Source organism: Janthinobacterium svalbardense, assembly GCF_002327145.1.
Classification (GTDB): domain Bacteria; phylum Pseudomonadota; class Gammaproteobacteria; order Burkholderiales; family Burkholderiaceae_D; genus Janthinobacterium; species Janthinobacterium tructae.
Genome location: NZ_CP023422.1, coordinates 2540991 through 2560542 on the forward strand (window position 1 = coordinate 2540991; position 19552 = coordinate 2560542).

The window sequence follows — 19552 nt, forward strand, 5'->3', positions numbered from 1 at the left end:
GCCTCTATGAATCCGAAATTACTGTTCTGGGTACCGGCCGCCTTGCGCATGGTGCTGGCGCTGCTGGGCGTGGCCGTCGTCTGGTATCTGTTTGGCGCCACGTATGCGCTGGGCATCGCCTTCGTGCTGATGGCCATGATGGTGTTCGTGCAGCTATCGTATCTGTTCCAGCTGAGTAACTGGCTGGACAATCCGCAAAGCGCCAAGCTGCCCGACGGCTGGGGCGCCTGGACCAGCATCTTCGCGCGCCTGTACCGCATGCGCCGTGACGACGAGAAAAACCAGGCCGAGCTGACGGAATGGCTGGCGCGCTTCCGCCAGGCCATGCACCTGCTGCCGGACGGCGTCGTCATCATGGACGATGTGCTGTTCCTCGAATGGTGCAACCCGGCCGCCGAGAAGCACCTGGGCCTGACGCACGAACGCGACAAGGGCATGCGCGTCACCAACCTGATCCGCAGCCCCGAGTTCATGGATTACATCATCCTGGGCCGCTACGACCAGCCGCTGACGATCACTTTCCGCAACCGCAAGCTGATCGTGCAAATCATTCCGTTTGAAAACCGCCGCCAGATCCTCGTCACGCACGATGTGACGGAGACGGAACGCATCGAAATGATGCGCCGCGACTTCATCGCCAACGCCTCGCACGAACTGCGCACGCCGCTGACGGTCATCGTCGGCTTCCTGGAAATCGCTTCCGCCGAGCTGGACCTCGATGCCGCCACGCGCGCCGCCCACCTCAAGCTGATGACGGAGCAGGGCCACCGCATGCAGCATCTGATCGAGGACATGCTGACGCTGTCGCGCCTGGAATCGGTCGATTATCCGCTGCGCCCCGAACCCGTGGATATCAAAAAGCTCATGCAGCAGGTCTTGCGCGACGCCAAAGGCTTGTCGGCCGGCAAGCACGAGATCAAGATGGAATGCAACGGTCCCGACGTGCTGGGCAGCTACGACGAGCTGTACAGCGCGTTTGGCAACCTGGCCTCGAACGCCGTGCGCTACACGCCAGCCGGCGGCAGCATCACCCTGCGCTGGCAGGATGGTCCGGCCGGACCGCAATTTATCGCGCAAGACACGGGCATCGGCATCAGCCAGGAACACATTTCGCGCCTGACCGAGCGTTTCTACCGCGTCGACAAGAGCCGCTCGCGCGAAACCCAGGGCACGGGCCTGGGCCTGGCCATCGTCAAGCACGTGCTGCTGCGCCACGGCGGCACGTTGGCCATCCAGTCCGTGGCCGACAAGGGCAGCAGTTTCATCGTCAGCATGCCGAAGTCCGTCGTCACGCCGCTGCAGGGCGAGTTGCTGGTCAAGTAGGCAGGGGCAGGGGAGTTCCCTCCTTGTTTCTGCGGCGACTGGTGCAATGTTGGCATAAGTCGTTACAATCGTGCCATGACTTTAATTCACACTTCTTTTCGCCACGCCGGCGCGCAGCAACTGGCCCAATCGCTGCAGGCTGCGCGCCAGAATACGCTTTCCCTGTTCGACTGTTATGTCAGTGCCGGGCTGGACGTGGTGGCGGGCCTGCCCCGCCATCCGCGCCTCAATCCACCGTTATGGCAGCTCGCGCATATCGCCTGGTTCGCCGAGTGGTTCATCCTGCGCGAAGCCGCTTCCAGCCATCCGGCCGACGCCATCTACAATTCCCTGCTGACGCGCGGCGACGATATGTTCGACGCCAATATGCTGGAGCAGCGTGCGCGCTGGAAGCTGGAACTGCCCAGTCCGGGCGCCGTGAAAACGTATTGCCGCGAAGTGCTCGACCGGGTGCTCGATAAACTCTCGCGCGAACCCAACGTCGACAGCGCCTTGGCGCCGTACCGGCTGGCGCTGGCGCAGGAAGACTTGTGCGGCGAGGAAATGCTGGCCGGCTTGCAATGGCTGGGCCTGGAAGCCCCCGAATCCCTGGCTGCCAGCCCGGCTTTGCCACCAGGTGCGGGCGAGATCGCCTTTCCAGGCGGCTCCATCGTACTGGGCTCGCCGCGCGGGGCCGGTTTTGCCTTCGACAATGAATCGCCGCCCCATGCCTGCTATGTGGCGCCGTTTTCCATCGATGCTTGCGCCGTATCCAACGCCCAGTTTGCCGATTTTGTCGCCGATGGCGGTTACCAGAACCGCCAGTTCTGGAGCGCGGCCGGCAGCGCCTGGCTGATGCGGCAGGAGCGCTCGTCGCCCATGTACTGGCTGCGCGAAGCGACGCAGTGGCGCACCATGCGTTTCGGCCAGCGCACCACCTTGCCGCCGAATGAAGCCGTGCGCCACATCAATCTGTATGAAGCGCAAGCGTACTGCGCCTGGGCGGAGCGCCGCCTGGCGACGGAGGCGGAATGGGAGTATGCTGCGCTGTCCGGCCACCCGCGCTTTCACTGGGGCCAGGTATGGGAGTGGACGGCGACGCCGTTCGAGCCGTATCCGGGCTTTGCGCCCGATGCCTGGCGCGAGTATTCGGCGCCGTATTTCATGCAGCACCAGGTGCTGCGCGGCGCCGCCTTCGCCACGCCGCCGCGCCTGCATTCGGCCCGCATGCGCGCCTTCCACGCGCCCGAACGGGGCGACATCTTTGCCGGCCTGCGCACCTGCGCCTGGTAGCGCGCCGAGAACAGACATCATTTCAGGATACCCTTGAGTACAGATAACGCCCCGCAGTTCATTCCAAAACGCATCACGCCCACGCCGGAGCAGGTCGCCATCCAGACGGCGCAAAAGAAAGTGGTCTTGATCGACGCCAATGCCGGCGCGGCCAAGACGACGACCCTGGCCCTGCGCCTGGCCGAGGCCTTGCACCGGGGCCGCGCGCCCGAACGCATGCTGGCCCTCGTCTTCACGGAAGCGGCGCGCGTGGCCCTGCGCCAGCGCCTGCTGGAAGTGGGCGTGCCGCTCGGTGTCGTCAAGCGCCTCGTCATCGACACCTTCGACGCCTTTGCCGCCAAGGTGCTGCTGCAGCTGGAAAACATGCAAGTGGCATTCATGCGCAGCGATGAAGAGCTGCGCCCCGTGGCGTGGGAAGCACTGGAAGTCGTGTCCGAGAAGTATGCTCACCGCTATCCGCTGGAAATCAATACGACCAACGGGGCGATCGCCGAATTCTTGAAGTTGCAGTTGCGCACCAAGGCGCGCCTGGATTTTCAAAATCCTGACTTCGAGAGCAATTCCCTCGATGACAACCTGGAGCTGCTGGGCATGTCGCGCACGCATTATCTGTGGCTGCGCGAATACGAAGCCTTGCGCGGCGCCGACACGGGCGATATCCAGTTCCGCGCGCCGTTCGACGCCACCTACGACCTGGTGCGCATGCTCGATGGCGACGAACCCCTGCGCCAGCAATTGCCGGCCTTTCAGATCATCGTGGCCGATGAATTGCACGATTTGAACGAAGCGTCGTTCCGCCTGCTGACCATGCTGATACGCCGTGGCAACGCGTTTTTCTGCGGCGCCGGCGACAAGGATCAAGTCATCTATACCTGGTCGGGCGCCGATCACCGTTTCTTGCGCCAGCGCTTCGAACAGGAATTTCCCGCCTTGCAGCGCCTGCCGCTGACGGCCTCCTACCGCTACGGTCCGCAACTGGCGCAGGCCGTGGGCGTGCTGAAAAACAAGGTCAGCGTCTCGGCCCTGTCGCGCGCCACCCACATCGACGTGCTCGAGTATGACCATGCGCAGCCGCAGGCTTGCAGCGCGCAGCTGATCGCCGCGCTCGAACATGCGCATGCGGGCACCACGGCCATCTTGCTGCGCGACCGCGACCAGGCCATCCGCGTGGAAACGGCGCTGTTCCAGAGCGGCATCGCGTATGGGCTGGTGGACATGAACAGCTATCTGCTGAGCCTGGAAGTGCTGATGCTGCGCGGCATGGTCGCCATCGCCCGCAAGGATTTACATGCAATCAAGAGCGGCCCGCGCCGTGGCGAGATCCTCGAAGCGCTGGTGGCCTTCGCGGAAATACCTTTTACGCGCACGGAGTTGCAGCAAGCCAAGGCCGACGTGGCCAATTACCCGGACTTGCTGGAAGGTTTCTTGACCAACCAGCTGGCCAAGTCGCACAACCAGGACAAGGCGGCGCTGACCCTGGCCGCCGTCGATTACCTGCGCGCCTTGCCAGCGGACGCTTTGGCGGGCGACGCCCTGCAGCACATTTTTGGCCTGATGCAGCTGGAACAGACGGCGCGCCGCATTTATGTCGACCCGGCCCAGGCGCGGGTCGTGGCCCGTTCCTTGCACGGTTTCATTGCCGTGTGCCGCGAAGCGGGCGTGGCGCTGGGTGGCTTTGCTGGCTGGCTGGGCGAGATGGAAGAGGCCGTGACGGTATCGACCGGCAAGGCCAAACTGGTGATCGCCTGCATCGACCAGATCAAGGGCCTCGAATACAACCATGTCATCCTGCCTTACCTGGCCGTCGATGAATTCCCACGCAGCAAGACCGACCCGCTGGAAGAGGAAAACCGTTTCTATGTGGCCGCCACGCGCGCGCGCGACAGGCTCACCTTGCTGACGCCGCAAGACCCCGCCTGGCGAAGCCGCTACATCGCCGCCCTGCAGCTGAAAAACAAGATTGTTGCGCCAAGAGCATAAATCTTTTGCCGTGCGGCCGCTTTTTGTGAAAGACGAAAGCGGGCATACTTTGTTCATGTGATCGCTTTTGATCTGAATTAACAAAGCTAACCAAGGAGGAACGACGCCTAACAAAACCGTAGCGAGCGGCGATGATTTGTGGCTAAGAAGCGCAACCGTGCTACAGCACGGTGAGCATCGCAGGCCGCAAAGCGCGACGCGCAGTAGGTTTTGTTTGGCGTCCACGGTATGAAAGTATTTCTGACAGGCGCAGCAGGTTTCATCGGCAGTTCCATCGCGGCGGGCCTCGTGCGCGCCGGCCATCAGGTCACGGGCCTTGTGCGCAAGCCGGAACAGGTGGCCGAGCTGGCTACCATCGGCGTACAAGGCATCGTCGGCACGCTCAATGATCGCGAACTGCTCATCGAGCAGGCGAAGGCGGCCGATGCCGTCATCAATGCGGCCAGCAGCGACCACCGGGCCGCCGTCGAAGCCATCATTGAAGCGCTGGCTGGCAGCAACAAGCCTTTCCTCCACACCAGCGGCTCGTCCATCGTGGGCGATGCCTCGGGCGGCGAGGGCACGCAGCAGATTTACTTTGAAGACAAGCTGCCGGCGCCCACGGCCGACAAGGCGGCACGGGTCGCCATCGATGAGCTGGTGCTGGCCAGTGCAAACAAGGGCATACGCGCCAGCGTGCTGTGCAATACCCTGATCTACGGCCATGGCGCCTTGCCGCGCGATAGCGTCCAGCTGCCCCGTTTGCTGAAGCAGGCGCGCAAGAGCGGTATCGTGCGCCACGTGGGGCCGGGCCGCAACATCTGGTCGAACGTGCATATCGACGACGTCGTCAGCCTGTATTTGCTGGCGTTGGAAAAGTCTCCGGCCGGCACGTTTTACTTTGTCGAGTCGGGCGAAGCGGCTTTCCGCGACATGACGGCCGCCATCGCCAAGGCACTGGACCTGGGTCCCGCGCAGGATTGGTCGCTGCCCGAGGCGATCGCCGAATGGGGCTATGAGATGGCATCGTACGGCCTCGGTTCCAACAGCCGCGTGCGCGGCGAGCGGGCGCGCACCCTGCTGGGCTGGCAGCCGCAGGGGCCATCCGTGCTGGAGTGGATCCAGCACGACATGCTCCAGCCAGCGCACGCCATCGCCGTTTGATGCAGCTCAGCAAAGCGACATCTGTGTGCGCTAGCGAACGGTGCAATGTCGCGATCAGGAGTATGATGGCTTTGCTTGGTTGAGACGCACTGCCGTGAAGTTGGCGGCATGTTCGATCTTCCAGCAGGTCAGCCGGTCGCCTCAAGGATCGGCACCAGATTTCTGTTCGCGTTTGCGCCTTGCGCCACGCGGCTGTGCACTGCAACTCCAGGTCGTGGTGTGTACTGCGAACCCCTTCAAGGCCGGCCCTAGCCGGTCTTTTTTTGCCTGTCGTTCCGGCCCCTGCGCCATTCACCGCCACCTGTCCGCCATTCGCCGAAACGCAGTTCTCGCGCGGCCGAAATCCGCGTATCTTTACGATCAACCAACTTCAAGGGGCGACCGTGAAACCTGAACCAGCTTATTGCCGCCGTACCCAGCTGCTGTGGGGCGTGCTGCTGATCGCCATCGGCGCCGTCATCCTGCTGGACCGGCTCGATGTGATCTATCTCCACGATTACTATGCTCTATGGCATTATTGGCCGCTGATACTGGTGGTCTTCGGCCTCAATAAGCTGCTCACGCCCGTGTCCGCCAAGCAGGTACTGAGCGGCCTGTGGCTGATCTTTTTTGCTGCCTGGTGGTATGTGTCGTACGAAGAACTGTGGAATTTGAATTTCTACAATAGCTGGCCAGCCTTGCTGATCGCCTGGGGCGTGGGCCTGGTGCTGGAACCGCTGCTGAACAAACATTTTATTGCCTACCGGGAGTCCGAGCATGAAAAATAAACCGCCGCTGCACTCGCCATCGCAGATCGTGCTGGGCGTCATCGTCATCGGCCTGGGGCTGTTGTTCCTGCTCGATAACCTCGGTTTTATCAATGTGCGCTACACCTTTCGCTTCTGGCCCACGGCGCTGATCGTGTTTGGCCTGCTGAAACTGTCGCAAAGCCGCAGTGCGAACGGCTATTTGTTGGGCGGCATGCTGGTGCTGCTGGGCGTGGTCTGGACCCTCAAGCACATGGGCATCTTTTACATGAACTGGGACTTGCTGTGGCCCTTGCTGATCATCGGCCTGGGCGTGGCCGTGGTGTCGAAGTCCTTGCCCGGCGCACAGCAGCGGCAGCGCCGCCGGCGCTTTGCCGCGCAGCAAGACAGCACGGCAGCGCCTGACTCTTTCGGCCAGGCCAGGAATGGCGCCGTGTCGCTGGACAAGGATGCCGCCGATACCAGTGCAGCGCCAGGCGCCAGCGGCCAGGCGGACGACGACAGCATCATCGAAGTGACGGCCATCCTGGGTGGCTATGTGCGGCGCGTGTCGTCGCAGCGCTTCAGGGGCGGCGATATCAATGTCATCATGGCCGGCTGCGAAATTGACTTGCGCCAGGCATCGATCGAAGGCGAAGCCGTGCTTAACGTGTTCGCCTTGTGTGGCGGCGTCACCATCAAGATTCCGCCCGACTGGAGCGTGGTGTTGCAGGGCACGCCCATCCTCGGCGGCTTCGAAGAAAAGACCATCGTGCCGCCGAACCAGAACAAGCGTCTGTACGTGACGGGCTACGCCATCATGGGCGGCCTGGAAATCCGCAACTAGGCGCGCATGTCCGGGCCCTTGTCGAAGCGGCGCGGTGCCGTGGTGGTGTTCCTGGTGTGCATCGCGCTGGGCCTGGCGCTGGCGTTCATCCTGGCCAGGGTGGCCCATGCGCCCTGGCTTAACGCCGTGCTGCTGGTGGTGCCCGCCACGCTCGTGTATGCGATCGGTTCGGGTTTTTCTGCGTTTTACCTGTGCCGCGCCTATCCCTTGCACGCGCGCCATCCACTCGCCATTGCCGGCGTGATGGGCGTGGCAGCTCTGTTTGCGGGCTTGCTGTGGGCCACCTTGCTGCAATTTCTGAACAGCGTCAGCCTGTTGCTGGAGCTGCGCTGGCTGGGCGTGGACCTGACGCAGTCGCTGCTGGCCCTGTTCTTCGGCCTGGGCGCGCTGCTGTATTGCCTGGCCGCCGCCGTGCACTATCTGTTGCTGGAATTCGTGCGCGCCAGGATGGCCGAACAGCGGGGCCTGGAAGCGCAGCTGATGGCGCAGGAAGCGCAACTGCGCATGCTGCGCACGCAGATCGATCCGCATTTCCTGTTCAACAGCCTGAACTCCATCAGCGCCCTGACGTCCATCGATGCGGCGGGCGCGCGCCAGATGACGGTGCAGCTGGCCAGTTTCTTCCGCCAGAGCCTGAGCCTGGAAGCGCACAAGCACATCACCGTGACGCAGGAACTGGTGCTGATCCGCCACTTTCTCGCCATCGAGCAAGTGCGTTTCGGTGAGCGCCTGCAAGTGGCGGAAAGCGTCGACACCGGCGCGCTGGCGTGCCTGCTGCCGCCCATGCTGATACAGCCGCTGGTGGAAAATGCTGTCAAGCATGGTATCTGCGGCTTGACGGAGGGCGGCTTGATCGCCATCGAGGTGCGGCGCGCGGGCAGCCTGTTGCAGATTGCCGTGCGCAATCCGGTGGATGCGGATCAAGGGCCAGGGCGCGGCAATGGCGTGGGTCTGGAGAACGTGCGCCAGCGCCTGGCCGGCGCGTATGGCCACGAGGCCAGCGTGCACTGGGGCCGGCGCGATGGCCATTTTGAAGTGATGATTTCCATGCCGGCGCAGACCGGCGACACGGAGGAAGCATGATGCAGGCAAGAATGCGGGTCGCCATCGTCGATGACGAATTGCTGGCACGCAGCGTGTTGCGCGAATACCTGGCGCGCCATGACGATATCGACATCGTGGCCGAGTGCGCCAACGGTTTTGACGCCGTCAAGGCCATCGCGGAACTGGAGCCGGAACTGGTGTTTCTCGACATCCAGATGCCGCGCCTGGACGGCTTTGAAGTGGCCGAGCTGATCGGCGCGAAGACAAAGCTGATCTTTGTCACGGCCTACGACCAGTATGCGCTGAAGGCGTTCGAATGCCATGCCCTGGACTACCTGTTGAAACCGTTCAGCGAACAGCGCTTCGAGCAGGCGCTGGCCCATGCGCGCGCCCACCGCAGCACGCCCGAGGCTGTGCAAACGCTGGCGCGCGAGGCGGCCATGCGCGCCGCGCCTTTGGCCCGCGTGCTGATACGCGACGGCGCCAAGGTCCACGTGATCGCCAGCGCTCGCATCGACTATATCGAGGCGCAGGACGATTACGTCAGCATCCGTTCCGAGGGCAAGTCTTACCTGAAAAGCCAGACCTTGGCGGAACTGGAAGCCCAGCTCGATCCCGCCAAGTTTCTGCGCGTGCACAGGTCGTATCTGCTCAATATCGACGGCATCCGCCGCATCGAGGCGGCCACCAAAGACAGCCACGTGGCCATCTTGCGCGATGATACGCGGATACCCGTGAGCAAGGCGGGCTACCAGAAGCTGAGATTATTGGTGGGTTAGCATTTTCTGTGGCATAGATGCATAATCATCTATGCATGATATCATCCGGAGGTGATAATTGAATGCGCCGAGGACATGGCCGGTTACGTTTCAAGATGACTTCGATGCGGAATTCGATGCTCTGCCGATAGATGTCCAGGATGAATTGCTGGCGAGTGCCGATGCGCTGTCGAAGCTGGGCCCGGCTGCTGGGCGTCCTCATGTTGGGACTTTGAAAAATCCTAAACACCCGAACATGAAAGAGCTGCGTTTCAAGGCCAATAACGGGGCAGAGGTGTGGCGCGCGGTCTTTGCTTTCGATACCCGGCGAGAGGCGGTGATTCTGGTTGCGGCAGCCAAGCAGGGTGTCGACGAGGACAAGTTTTACAGGGATTTGTTGTTCAAGGCAAATGCACGTTACGAGCAACACCTCAAAAACCTGACCACGGCGAAAGCAAGGCAGGGCAAAGGCATGGGATGATTTTAGGAACAGGAGTTTGCGATGGGAAGAAATCTGAACGACGTGATCCACAGTTTGCCAGCCAAGCGGCAGGCAAAAATTGCGGTTCTGTCACAGGAAAAAATGCAGGAAATGATAGCGCACGCTGCCACGCTGACGGATTTCCGCAAAGCAGTGGGCAAGACCCAGGCGGAGGTCGCCAAGGAACTCGGGATTCAACAGCATGCTGTTTCCCAGCTGGAAAAGCGTACTGATACCTATGTCTCGACCTTGCGCCGTTTCCTGCAATCGCTGGATATGACATTGGAATTGTCAGTCGTTGCGCAAAACGGCGTTCGTATCGAGCTTCAGAATTTTCTGCGTAGCCAAGAAGTTGATGCCGATGTCCATGACAGTGCGCTTGCTGCCCCTGCAACGCCCCCAGGAAAGCGGAAAACCGGCGTGTCGCGCAAGCGGGCTGGCAACACCTGAAGAGATTACCTGCGTGCTATCCGCCAGCCAGCTGCACATCCCACCAGGTGGGCAAGAGCTGGCGGATTTCCGGGCGCGAAAAACGGTCGTCGATCAGGTACACGACGCCCTTGTCCGACTGGGTGCGGATGACCCTGCCGGCCGCCTGCACCACTTTTTGCATGCCCGGATACAGATAGGTGTAGTCGTAGCCTGCGCCGAAGAGGTCGCCCATGCGCTGGCGGATCTGCTCGTTGACGGGGTTGATCTGCGGCAAACCCAGGGTGGCAATGAAGGCGCCGATCAGGCGCGCGCCGGGCAAGTCGATGCCTTCGCCAAACGCGCCGCCCAGCACGGCAAAGCCGATGCCGCGCGTCTCCAGGCCGAAGCGGCCCAAAAATTGCGCGCGGGCAGCGTCATCCATGCGGCGCGGCTGCTGCCAGATGGGCACGTCGGGATAGTGCTGGGCGAACAGGGTGGCCGTCTTTTCCATATAGTCGAAGCTGCTGAAGAAGGCCAGGTAGTTGCCCGGCGTTTCTGCGTACTGGCGCGCCATCAGCTGGGCGATGGGCAGCAAGGACGCGGCGCGGTGCTGGTAGCGCGTGGAAATGCTGTCGGCCACGCGCACGGACAATTGCTGCGCCTGGAACGGCGATTCCACGTCGACCCAGGCCGTGTCGGCCGGCATGCCCAGGGTGTCGCTGTAGTAATTCCACGGACTCAGGGTGGCGGAAAACAGGGCCGTGCAGTGGCTGGCCGCGAAGCGTTCCTTCAGGAACGGGGCAGGGACGATGTTGCGGATGCAGACGGTGGTACCCGTGTCAGTCTTGCTGACATCGAACAGCGAATGCGCGCCAAAGCTCTCTGCCAGGCGGTTGATCAGCAGCACATCGAAATAAAAGCGCTGCAAGTCTTCATCCAGCGCTGCCGCATGCTCGGCCAGGTAGTCGCCGATGGCCGTGGCCACGCCTTGCAGGGCGCCAAAGAATTTATCGGGCAAGGCGGGATGCACGTGATAGTCGCCATCCTGTTCCTTCAGCAAGGCCGTCCACTGGCGCGCGAGGCGGTCCAGCGGCTTTTTCAGGACTTCGGGCGCGAACTTGCGCAGCATCTTCAGGTCGATTTGCGCCAGTTCGGCCGAATACATGCTGCGCGCGCGCGACACCATATTGTGCGCTTCGTCGACCAGCACGTTGACTTTCCAGTCGTGGGCCAGGGTCATGCCGTACAGCATGGCGCTGAGGTCGAAGTAATAATTGTAGTCGCCGATGACGACATCGCTCCAGCGCGCCAATTCCATGCCCAGATAGTAGGGGCAGATACCCTGCTGCAAGGCGATGGCGCGCACGGCTTCCTTGTCCAGAATTAAACCGCTGGCCAGTGCCACTTCGCGCGCCAGCGGCAAGCGGTCATAAAAACCCTTGGCCAGCGGACACGATTCGCCGTGACAGGCTTTGTCCGGATGTTCGCAGGCGCTGCTCTTGGCGCTCAGTTCCAGCACGCGCAGGGGCAGCAGCGGCGCGCTATCCTTGAGGATGGCGCAGGCGTCGAGCGCCATTTGCCGGCCCGGCACCTTGGCGGCCAGGAAAAACAGTTTATCGAGGCCATGCGCGGCCGTCGCTTTCAACATGGGAAACAGGCTGCCCACCGTCTTGCCGATGCCCGTGGGCGCCTGCGCCAGCAAGCCGCAGCCACGGCTGCTGGCCTTGTACATGGCTTCTGCCAGCTGGCGCTGGCCCGGACGAAAGTCCGCATGGGGAAAGGCCATGCTGGTGAGCTGCGCGTCGCGGCTGGCGCGGTGCGCCATTTCCTGCTCGGCCCAATCGAGGAACAGCGCGCAATGCTGCTCGAAGAACAGACGCAGCGCCTCGGCCGTGCATTCCTCGTGCATGACGGTTTCTTTCTGGCTGACGATGTCGAAATACACGAGCGCCACGCGCAGCATGGGCAAGTTCACCTGCCGGCACAGCAAATGGCCATAGATGCGCGCCTGCGCCCAGTGCAGCTGGCGGTGGTTGGCAGGCATGGCGCCGAGCTCGCCGCGGTAGGTCTTGATTTCTTCCAGCTGGCGCCGCGCCGGGTCGTAGCCATCGGCGCGCCCCCGTACATGCAGGGGACCGAAGTCGCCGGAAAGACTGATTTCGCGCTGGTAATCGTCGTCGCGCCGGCTCGTGACGGTGGTGTGGCCGGCCATGCCTTCCTGCGCCGTGGGCGAGGGGGTGAAGCGCAAGTCCAGGTCGCCCACCTTGGCCGTGAATTCGCACAGGGCGCGCACGGCGATCGTGTACCTGCTGGCGTTCATGTGGCCACCTGCCATTGCAGGTAGCACACGCTGACGGGCATGGCGTGCTCGGCGCAATACGCGATCCAGCGCAGCTGGTTGTCTTGCAGGCGGTCGCCCGGACCCTTGACTTCGATCATGCGATAGCGCTGCTCGGCCGGCCAGAACTGGATCAGGTCGGGAAAGCCGCTGCGATTGCTTTTGATGTCGAGCAAGATGCGCTCGAACGCCTTCTTCAGATGCTTGGCCGGGATGCAGGCCAGCGCCAGGTCCAGCAAGCCATCCTTGAGCACGTCCCAGCTGACGAAGGGCGAGACGATGCCGTGCTTGGCGGCAAGCGTGGCGCGTATCGTCGCTGGATAGGTGCCGTCGTCCAGCTGCGCCAGGCAGGCGGCGAAGTCCAGGCTGCGGCGCTGGTAAAAATCGGCGCTGTGCAAGTCGGCCGGGCCACGGTGGAACGGGTGGAAAAAGGCGCCCGGCATGGCCTTGAAGATGGCGGGCCAGCACAGCAGTCCGAACAGCGAGTTGATCAGGGTGTTTTCCACGTAATACACGGGTGCGTCGTCCTGCATCAGGTGCTGCTGCACCACCCCTTCCACGTAGCACGCTTGTTCAGGATACGGCAGCAGCAGGTCGATGCGCTCCACGCTGGCCGCCGCGTTGGCCGCCTGTTTCGCATGGCCCAGCTTGCGCCGCAAACGGGGTGCCATGCGCAGCAGCAATTGCTGTTCCGCTTCGCTTTCCGGCGCGGCCAGCGCGATCATCAGGCGTTCGTAGGCCGCTTGCGGCTGCTCATCTTTTTCCAGCACGCGGATGGCGCGGCCGCGCGCGCCCGGATAGCGGCAATCGGCGTAGGCGCGATAGGCGGCGGGCCAGTCCTGGCATTTCTCCAGGTGCTGGGCGATCTGGAAGCGCAGCTTGTCGCGCCGGCTGGCCAGCCAGGTATTGTCCTCGGGCAAGGGGAGCGCGGCCAGCTCCTGCAGCACCTGGTCTGCCGGCGCGCTGTCGTTGTAGCGTTCGCGGCACTGGTGCAGCACTTCGTAGTGCTCGATATCCTGGCGCGTGCGAAAGCCGCGCGATTGCGGCGAGAATTCCACCTTTTCGTATTGGTACACGCCGAGGTCGGACAGCACGAATTCCGACCAGTCTTGGTGATAGTTGCCAAAGTAAATCAGGCGCAGGCGGTCGCACAGCGCTTGCAGGCCGATGCGGTACAGCACGTCGCCGGAGGCCGGATGCCACGCGGAAAACGCTTTATTCTCCGCATGCTGCTCGCGCAAGGCTTCCAGTTGCTCGGCCTTGCGCGCCGCCTTCAGGGGCGCGGCGAGGCCGAAGGCCTGGGCGATTTCCCCTTTCAGCAGTTGCTCGAACAGCTCATCGAGCGAGATGGCTGGATCGGCCTCGACCCAGCCCGTGTCCAGCAAGGGCAGAGCGGCAGCGCGCGTGTCGCCGATTTCCGGGTAATTGAGCTTACTGGCGCGAAACAGGCAGCCCTTGCGCATGACCAGGCGCACGAACAGCGCGCGCGACGGCTGCGGGAGGGCGCCGAATACGCCGATGAACTGCATTTCTTCAGCGCTCAGCAGGTCGGCGTAACGCGCGCCTATCCAGTTCAGCACGTCCTGGAAATTGTCCAGATAGTACAGGGGATTTTCCAGGACTCTCAGCATGGGGATGGTAATAGGGCAAGTGGCAAGGCGATGGCTTTTTACTGTGTTTATATACAGTTTAAACCTTCCGCCGCCGCTTGCCCAGCGAATTATGTTCAGCCAGCCGTGCTGTAGGCAAAACAGCTGTCGAACTTTTCGTAAGGAATGAATTCCTCGCGCAGACTGGCCAGTTCTATATCGGTCAGCAAGCCCCGGTGCGCCTCTTTTCTTCCTTTTGGCAGCACGACCTCGTAATCAATGATGTCCCTGGCCAGCAGTGCGGACAGGACCTGCGCCTGTTCCGGCTTCAGGTAGCGCGCATGCGTGCCCAGGGTTTTTGCCAGTTGCTCCCTGAATGCCTCATCGCTGACCTCGTTGTGCATATCCTGGTCGGCCATGCTGTTCAACAACATGTGAAACAGGAAGTCTTGCAGGTTTTTCGCCAGGTATTGGGCTTCATTCTGGTCATGCCACAGCAGCACGATGGGCAGCTCACCATCGTGCTGGCCTGACGCGAAAAAGCAGTAGTGGTCGCCCGCGCCCGTTTGCGCGAAGGGGATGAAGCGGAAGGCGGGGTCGATCTGCCGGTAATCGTCCGCGTCGCGCAAGGTGTCGGCTGCTTCGGCAACGGCCTCGATACTGAGCAATTCGAAATCATCGGCATGCAGCAGCAGGGTGGGTTTATCCTTTAATGTGGGATAGACCAGCTTGTACCAGTCGGGGCCATATTCGCCCACGGCCAGCATGCCGTCGCGCTCCAACTGGCGGTACAGCGAAGGGTAAGTAAAGCCGTGTTGCTGTTCCATTTCTGACAGTGTCATGTTTGTCCTGTTCAACGTGATTCATGCAGCAATGATAGCCGAGGCGACGGCGTGCACGGCAGTCATGCGGGATGTAATTAATAGACATTTAGTTTACTAATGTGGCATGGGCACGTAGTCTTGCCAGACACTATCCATCGAGCCTGCATGAAAAACATCATCCTGATTTCCGCCGCCTGTCTGCTGGCGCTGCTGTCGACCATCGGCGCCTCGCTGCCATACCCCATCCTGCCACCGCTGTTCGCGGCCGAGGCGCCGAATGCCTTCAATAACTTTCTCGGCTTGCCGTCCAAATTGCTGTTCGGCCTGGCGCTGACCATCAACCCGCTGGGCTTGCTGATCGGCTCGGCCTTGCTGGGCCCCTTGTCCGACCGCTATGGCCGCCGCCCCTTGCTGATGCGCACGGCCGTGGGCGCCGCCATCGGCCACGCGATTACGGCCTGGGCGCTGGTGATCCAGTCCTACCCGCTGTTTATTGTCGCCCGTTTCATCACGGGTTTGCTGGAGGGAAACGGTGCGGTGGCGCGTGCCATGCTGGCCGACCAGTTGACGGGGCCGTTACGCCTGCGCGCCATGTCGTGGCTGAACGGCGCCTTTTACCTGGGCTGGCTGGTGGGCCCGATCCTGGCGGGCGCGACCCTGCATTGGGGCGTGACGGTACCGTTCTGGATCGCCGCCGCCGCCCTGATGCTCGTCGCCGTGCTGGTGGCGGCCGGCTTGCCGCGCGAAACGCCGTCGCTATTGACGACGTCGTGGTGGCAAGTGGCGCGCGACCGTCATTCGCTGAACCTGCTGCGCCATGACGAGCTGCGCACCCTGTTCATCGTGCAACTGGCGTTCACCTGCGGCGTGGCCAGTTTTTATGAGTTCTATCCGCTGTGGCTGGTCGAGACGGCCGCTTACCATGCGCAGGAGATTGCCTGGGTGAATGTGGGCCTGTGCGGCACGATGACCATCACCTCCTTGCTGGCGGGCGGGCCCAGCCGCCACGCGCCGCTGCTGCGCGCCAGCTGGTATGCGTGCGGCGTGGCGCTGGCCGTAGGGATCCTGGCGCTGGGCAACATCTGGGTGGGCATCGCCGCCATCGTGCTGTTCGGCATACCGAATGCGCTGTACAACACGGTGATCCAGGGCTGGTGCGCCGAGCGCTTCAGCGCGCACGGGCAGGGCGCCGTGATGGGTTTACTGGCCACCACCTTTTGTATCGCCAACATCGTCGTCGCCCTGAGCGGCTCCGTGCTGACCCTGATCGACACGCGGCTGATCCTCGTCGCGGGCGCCGTGTCCGCCGCCTGGGCCGCGTGGCGCATGGTAGCCTGGCGCCGGCAGCTGGACGGCGCCGTGGGCGCCAAGGCATGCGAGGATTTATTCGGCTAGGCGCCGGACATCTTTCAGCGGGTATTGGAGGGGGAAGAATATCTGCTGGAGGGCGGGGCGGTGCGTGTACCGGATCAAGCCGGTGAGGTGAACCCTGCAAAAAGCCGGGGTCGTACCCTGCAGGGTACGACCCCGGTATCTGCTCCTGGGTTTTGTTACTTTTTAGCCGCCTTCGGCTTGGCCGCTGGCGCCGCCTTTTCAGCCGCAGCTTGTACGCCCGCCGTGGCCTGAGCCACTTGCGCGCTGGCCTTGGCAATTTGATCTTCCACGGTTTTCACGGCTTGCTTGGTGGCCTTGGTGACTTGTTCGTAGCCGAGGAAGGCATTGTCGATGGCGGCCTTGACGATGGCCACGGCGTTTTCCGAGCCTGGCGGCACGTTTTTCGTGACGTCATAGATCAGGGCGCTCAAGTTGCTTTTCGCTTCGGCCACGTGGGCTTCGGCGGCCGTGGTGAATTCCGTGTGGATTTCCTTGATGATGTCGTCGAGTTGCTGTTTATACGCTTTCGCGCCGGCCACGCCCGGTTGCAGCTGGGCAGCGGCGGCGGCCATGGCAGCCTTCGGATCCTTGGCCTGGCTGATTTCCTTGCCTGCGGCAAGGCCATCCTCGATGCCGGACTTGGCGGTGGCCATGTTCAGCGCCAGCACCTGTTCCACGCCTTGCACGGCCTTGGAGGTGAGGGTGTTGAAGGTCATCAGCTGGAATTCAAACAGGGCCTTGGTGGCCGATGCGAATTGTTCGGGATTCGTAAACATGTGGTCTCCTCGGTTTGAATAGATACGTTCTTATCGTTCCATACTCTTTCGACGCCGCAATGCCATCGCTTGATCTCAAGCCGGTGCCCCGTGTGGTCATGCCCCCATTATTTAACAAGCGCCGGTTTTTCGCAACGGCTATCTTTGTAGGGGCCAGAGGCCAGTTCCCAGCCAAATCCCAAGGTCGATTGGGCGCACGACAGGGTGCCGTCGACCTTGCTGCGCCACTGGTACCAGGGCGCCGGTCCGGCCATTGCGCAGGCGCAAGCGGCCAGCAGGGCCGTGGCGATCAGGTATTTCATGGGTGCTCCGAAAGAAAAGCCTGCGGGCATTGTAGCGTGCCTGCCATTCAGGGGGCGGGCGATTGCGGCGCGGCGGCGGGCAGTTGCAGGGTGAAGGTGGTGCCGCTGTCGGCGCCGGTGCTGCTGATGGCGTCGATATGGCCGCCCAGCACACCCGTGACGATGTTGTGCGCCACATGCAGGCCCAGGCCCGAACCACCGGAACCGAGCTTGGTCGTGAAGAAGGGGTCGTAGACATGTGCCAGGTCGTCGGCGGCGATACCCACGCCCGTGTCGCTGATGGACAGGGTGATCGTCTGCCCGTCGTCGCTGCCGCGTGCGGTGATGGCGATATTGCCGCCGCTGCGGCCCTCGAACGCATGCCGCAGGCAGTTTTCCAGCAGGTTGCTCAGCACCTGGCCCAGCGGACCGGGATAGCTGTCCATGGCCAGGCCGTCCGGCACGTCTTGCGTCAGGCTCAGGCCGGCGGCCTTGAGGGGCGTGTACATGGGCAGCATCAGTTCGGCGACGAACTGGCGCAGCAGGAAGTGGCGGCGCTGCGAGCTGGCGCGGTCGACGGCGATCTGCTTGAAGCTCGAGACCAGGTCGGCAGCGCGCTGCAGGTTGCGCAGCATGATGGCGTCGGCCTCGCTGGCCTGGGTCAGGTAGGCGCCCAGTTCGGAGCGGCGCAAGCCATCGAGGAAGCTGGCCTGGATTTCGCGCGTGCGCTCGGCCATGGTGGTGGCCACCACCAGGCCGTTGCCGATCGGCGTATTGAGTTCATGCGCGATGCCGGCCACCAGCGCACCGAGCGCGGCCAGCTTGTCGCGGCGTACCAGTTCTGCTTGCGTGATGGACAGGTTTTCCAGTGCCGCGGCCAATTCCAGGTTGGTTTGCTCCGATTGTTCCTTGGCCTGCGTCAGGGCCGCCGTGCGTACGGCCACCAGCTCTTCCAGGTGGGCGCGGTGGCGCTGCAGCTCGCGTTCATGGCGCATGCGGCTGATGGCGATGCCGGCCAGGTCGCTTGCCGTGTCGATCAGGTCCAGGTCGCGCGCATCGGGCTGGCGCACTTCGCGGTAATACATGGCGAAAGAGCCGAGCACGCTGCCATCCTGGCCGAAGATGGGGCGCGACCAGCAGGCGCGCAAGCCGAACGGTGCGGCCAGCTCGCGGTAGGGCGCCCACAGCGGATCGCGCATGATGTCGCTGACCACCACCGGTTCGCGCAGGAACATGGCCGTGCCGCAAGATCCCACGCCGGGGCCGATGGCCACGCCTTCGAGCAGGGCCATGTATTCGGGCGGCAGGCTGGGGCCGGCCGCGCTGTGCATGTGGATGCCGTCGTCGTCGAGCAGCATGATGGAGCACAGCACGCCGCGCGACTGGCCTTCGATCAGCAGCAGCAACTGGTTCAGGGTGGGGATCAGGGGCGCGCCCTTGGCGACCATTTCCAGCAAGGCGCTCTGGCCCGCGCGCATCGCTTCGGCGAGGTTGCGTTCGGTCAAGTCGATGATGCGCGCATGCACCAGCTGGCGGCCCGGCACGGACAGGCGCATCAGCCGGATTTCGCAGGCGATCGGGTGGCTGTCGCGGTGGCAGCAGCTGGCTCGGAAGACGACGATCTTGCCTTGCAAGGTATCGCGGATCTTTTCTTCCAGCAGTTGCGGCGAGGCGTGGCCATCCTCCTGATGCTTGGGGAACAGCGGTTCCATACCGCCTTGCAGCAGCTCGGCCAGCGGCATGCCGAACAATTCTTCGGCCAGGTGGTTGGCGTCGATCAGCAGGCGGTTGTCGATGTCGAACAGCAGCACGGCGTCGGGCGAGCCGGCCAGGATGGAGTGGTAATTGACTTCCAGCGTTTGCGGATGCAGGGGCCGCAGCGGCGTGGCAAGGGCGGCCGAAGGGCGGGCGGCGGACGCCTCGGCCTTGTGCAGCGCCAGTTCCATGAGGATTTTTTCCGCCACGTCGCGCGCATTGAAGGGCATCTTGATGTAGTCGGAAGCACCGGCGCCCACGCTGCGGCCCTGTTCTTCGGCGCTGGGGGTGGCCGACATCAGCAGCAGGGGCACGCCATGGCGTCCGCCCGCATTGCGCAGGCGCATGCAGGTGGCGCCGATATTCGTGCCGGCCAAGGCCGCGTCGAGCAGGATCAGGTCCGTGCCGCCGGCCGCCAGTTCCACGCCTTCGTCGATATCGCCCGCCAGTCCCGTGCCCAGGTTATGCCGGTCCAGCACATACAGCAGTTCGCGCACATCGTTCGGCGAATTGCTCACCAGTAGCACCTTGGCCCGGTCGGCGATGGAAGAAATCAACTGATTCATGGTGTCGCGTCCTTACGCGTAGTGTGAGGCTAGTATTACATCAAGGCAAGGAGGAGTAAACGATA

General features: G+C 62.8%; 17 protein-coding genes. 11 read left to right on the plus strand and 6 right to left on the minus strand.

The features are described from left to right. Positions 1–6: 6 nt before the first annotated feature. The 10 genes from phoR (at position 7) to CNX70_RS11430 (ending at position 10023) form a co-directional block, all read left to right on the plus strand. Positions 7–1323, plus strand: coding sequence for a phosphate regulon sensor histidine kinase PhoR (gene phoR, locus CNX70_RS11385; RefSeq protein WP_071078201.1), 1317 nt, complete (start codon positions 7–9; stop codon positions 1321–1323). A 75-nt stretch (positions 1324–1398) separates the two neighbouring features. After that, a complete protein-coding gene (gene senA / locus CNX70_RS11390; protein WP_244199117.1) occupies positions 1399–2595 on the plus strand; it encodes a selenoneine synthase SenA in 1197 nt (398 codons plus the stop codon). A gap of 33 nt (positions 2596–2628) precedes the next feature. Next, positions 2629–4575, plus strand: a complete 1947-nt coding sequence (locus CNX70_RS11395; RefSeq protein ID WP_096234766.1) for a UvrD-helicase domain-containing protein — start codon at positions 2629–2631, stop codon at positions 4573–4575. Between the two features lie 228 nt (positions 4576–4803). Continuing rightward, complete coding sequence (locus CNX70_RS11400; protein ID WP_096234767.1) at positions 4804–5718, plus strand: NAD-dependent epimerase/dehydratase family protein; 915 nt, start codon at positions 4804–4806, stop codon at positions 5716–5718. Between the two features lie 383 nt (positions 5719–6101). Further along, the gene (locus CNX70_RS11405; RefSeq protein ID WP_243420173.1) at positions 6102–6485 is read left to right on the plus strand and encodes a LiaF transmembrane domain-containing protein; all 384 of its coding nucleotides are present in this window, start codon (positions 6102–6104) and stop codon (positions 6483–6485) included. Beyond that, positions 6475–7290 (plus strand): LiaI-LiaF-like domain-containing protein, encoded by an 816-nt coding sequence (locus tag CNX70_RS11410; RefSeq protein WP_096234769.1) that lies wholly within the window; start codon positions 6475–6477, stop codon positions 7288–7290. The genes CNX70_RS11405 and CNX70_RS11410 overlap by 11 nt, the downstream gene beginning before the upstream one ends. Positions 7291–7296: 6 nt before the next feature. After that, entirely contained in the window at positions 7297–8373 is a 1077-nt protein-coding gene (locus tag CNX70_RS11415) for a sensor histidine kinase (protein ID WP_096234770.1), read from the plus strand. An 11-nt stretch (positions 8374–8384) separates the two neighbouring features. After that, positions 8385–9113 (plus strand): LytR/AlgR family response regulator transcription factor, encoded by a 729-nt coding sequence (locus tag CNX70_RS11420; protein WP_096234771.1) that lies wholly within the window; start codon positions 8385–8387, stop codon positions 9111–9113. Positions 9114–9171: 58 nt separating this feature from the next. Next, complete coding sequence (locus CNX70_RS11425) at positions 9172–9573, plus strand: type II toxin-antitoxin system RelE/ParE family toxin (protein ID WP_096234772.1); 402 nt, start codon at positions 9172–9174, stop codon at positions 9571–9573. A 21-nt stretch (positions 9574–9594) separates the two neighbouring features. Next, complete coding sequence (locus CNX70_RS11430) at positions 9595–10023, plus strand: XRE family transcriptional regulator (RefSeq protein ID WP_096234773.1); 429 nt, start codon at positions 9595–9597, stop codon at positions 10021–10023. 16 nt (positions 10024–10039) lie between these two features. Here the strand turns inward: CNX70_RS11430 and CNX70_RS11435 are convergent, their stop codons facing one another. From CNX70_RS11435 to CNX70_RS11445, 3 genes are all read right to left on the minus strand, one after another. Further along, positions 10040–12304 carry an ATP-dependent DNA helicase gene (locus CNX70_RS11435; RefSeq protein WP_096234774.1) on the minus strand — a complete coding sequence of 755 codons (2265 nt, stop codon included), beginning with the start codon at positions 12302–12304 and terminating at the stop codon, positions 10040–10042. Further along, a complete protein-coding gene (locus CNX70_RS11440) occupies positions 12301–13953 on the minus strand; it encodes a VRR-NUC domain-containing protein (RefSeq protein ID WP_096234775.1) in 1653 nt (550 codons plus the stop codon). The genes CNX70_RS11435 and CNX70_RS11440 overlap by 4 nt, the downstream gene beginning before the upstream one ends. A 95-nt stretch (positions 13954–14048) precedes the next feature. Next, positions 14049–14753 (minus strand): SMI1/KNR4 family protein, encoded by a 705-nt coding sequence (locus tag CNX70_RS11445; RefSeq protein ID WP_096234776.1) that lies wholly within the window; start codon positions 14751–14753, stop codon positions 14049–14051. 147 nt (positions 14754–14900) lie between these two features. Here CNX70_RS11445 and CNX70_RS11450 point away from each other — a divergent pair, with 147 nt between their 5' ends. Further along, positions 14901–16130, plus strand: coding sequence for an MFS transporter (locus CNX70_RS11450; RefSeq protein WP_096234777.1), 1230 nt, complete (start codon positions 14901–14903; stop codon positions 16128–16130). A 155-nt stretch (positions 16131–16285) separates the two neighbouring features. Here the strand turns inward: CNX70_RS11450 and phaP are convergent, their stop codons facing one another. The 3 genes from phaP to CNX70_RS11465 form a co-directional block, all read right to left on the minus strand. Next, positions 16286–16885 carry a TIGR01841 family phasin gene (phaP, locus tag CNX70_RS11455; protein WP_096234778.1) on the minus strand — a complete coding sequence of 200 codons (600 nt, stop codon included), beginning with the start codon at positions 16883–16885 and terminating at the stop codon, positions 16286–16288. Positions 16886–16992: 107 nt separating this feature from the next. Beyond that, positions 16993–17187: a hypothetical protein gene (locus tag CNX70_RS11460; protein WP_071078190.1), complete on the minus strand. Its 195-nt coding sequence runs from the start codon at positions 17185–17187 to the stop codon at positions 16993–16995. A gap of 47 nt (positions 17188–17234) precedes the next feature. Continuing rightward, positions 17235–19487 (minus strand): ATP-binding protein, encoded by a 2253-nt coding sequence (locus CNX70_RS11465; RefSeq protein WP_096234779.1) that lies wholly within the window; start codon positions 19485–19487, stop codon positions 17235–17237. Positions 19488–19552 lie beyond the last annotated feature (65 nt).

What these genes read in the sequence shown, in the direction of transcription:
- phoR (WP_071078201.1), top strand. Translation starts at nt 7, where the DNA reads ATGAATCCGAAATTACTGTTCTGGGTACCGGCCGCCTTGCGCATGGTG.
- senA (WP_244199117.1), top strand. Translation starts at nt 1,399, where the DNA reads ATGACTTTAATTCACACTTCTTTTCGCCACGCCGGCGCGCAGCAACTG.
- CNX70_RS11400 (WP_096234767.1), top strand. Translation starts at nt 4,804, where the DNA reads ATGAAAGTATTTCTGACAGGCGCAGCAGGTTTCATCGGCAGTTCCATC.
- CNX70_RS11410 (WP_096234769.1), top strand. Translation starts at nt 6,475, where the DNA reads ATGAAAAATAAACCGCCGCTGCACTCGCCATCGCAGATCGTGCTGGGC.
- CNX70_RS11415 (WP_096234770.1), top strand. Translation starts at nt 7,297, where the DNA reads ATGTCCGGGCCCTTGTCGAAGCGGCGCGGTGCCGTGGTGGTGTTCCTG.
- CNX70_RS11420 (WP_096234771.1), top strand. Translation starts at nt 8,385, where the DNA reads ATGCGGGTCGCCATCGTCGATGACGAATTGCTGGCACGCAGCGTGTTG.
- CNX70_RS11430 (WP_096234773.1), top strand. Translation starts at nt 9,595, where the DNA reads ATGGGAAGAAATCTGAACGACGTGATCCACAGTTTGCCAGCCAAGCGG.
- CNX70_RS11435 (WP_096234774.1), bottom strand. Translation starts at nt 12,304, where the DNA reads ATGAACGCCAGCAGGTACACGATCGCCGTGCGCGCCCTGTGCGAATTC.
- CNX70_RS11440 (WP_096234775.1), bottom strand. Translation starts at nt 13,953, where the DNA reads ATGCTGAGAGTCCTGGAAAATCCCCTGTACTATCTGGACAATTTCCAG.
- CNX70_RS11445 (WP_096234776.1), bottom strand. Translation starts at nt 14,753, where the DNA reads ATGACACTGTCAGAAATGGAACAGCAACACGGCTTTACTTACCCTTCG.
- CNX70_RS11450 (WP_096234777.1), top strand. Translation starts at nt 14,901, where the DNA reads ATGAAAAACATCATCCTGATTTCCGCCGCCTGTCTGCTGGCGCTGCTG.
- phaP (WP_096234778.1), bottom strand. Translation starts at nt 16,885, where the DNA reads ATGTTTACGAATCCCGAACAATTCGCATCGGCCACCAAGGCCCTGTTT.
- CNX70_RS11460 (WP_071078190.1), bottom strand. Translation starts at nt 17,187, where the DNA reads ATGAAATACCTGATCGCCACGGCCCTGCTGGCCGCTTGCGCCTGCGCA.
- CNX70_RS11465 (WP_096234779.1), bottom strand. Translation starts at nt 19,487, where the DNA reads ATGAATCAGTTGATTTCTTCCATCGCCGACCGGGCCAAGGTGCTACTG.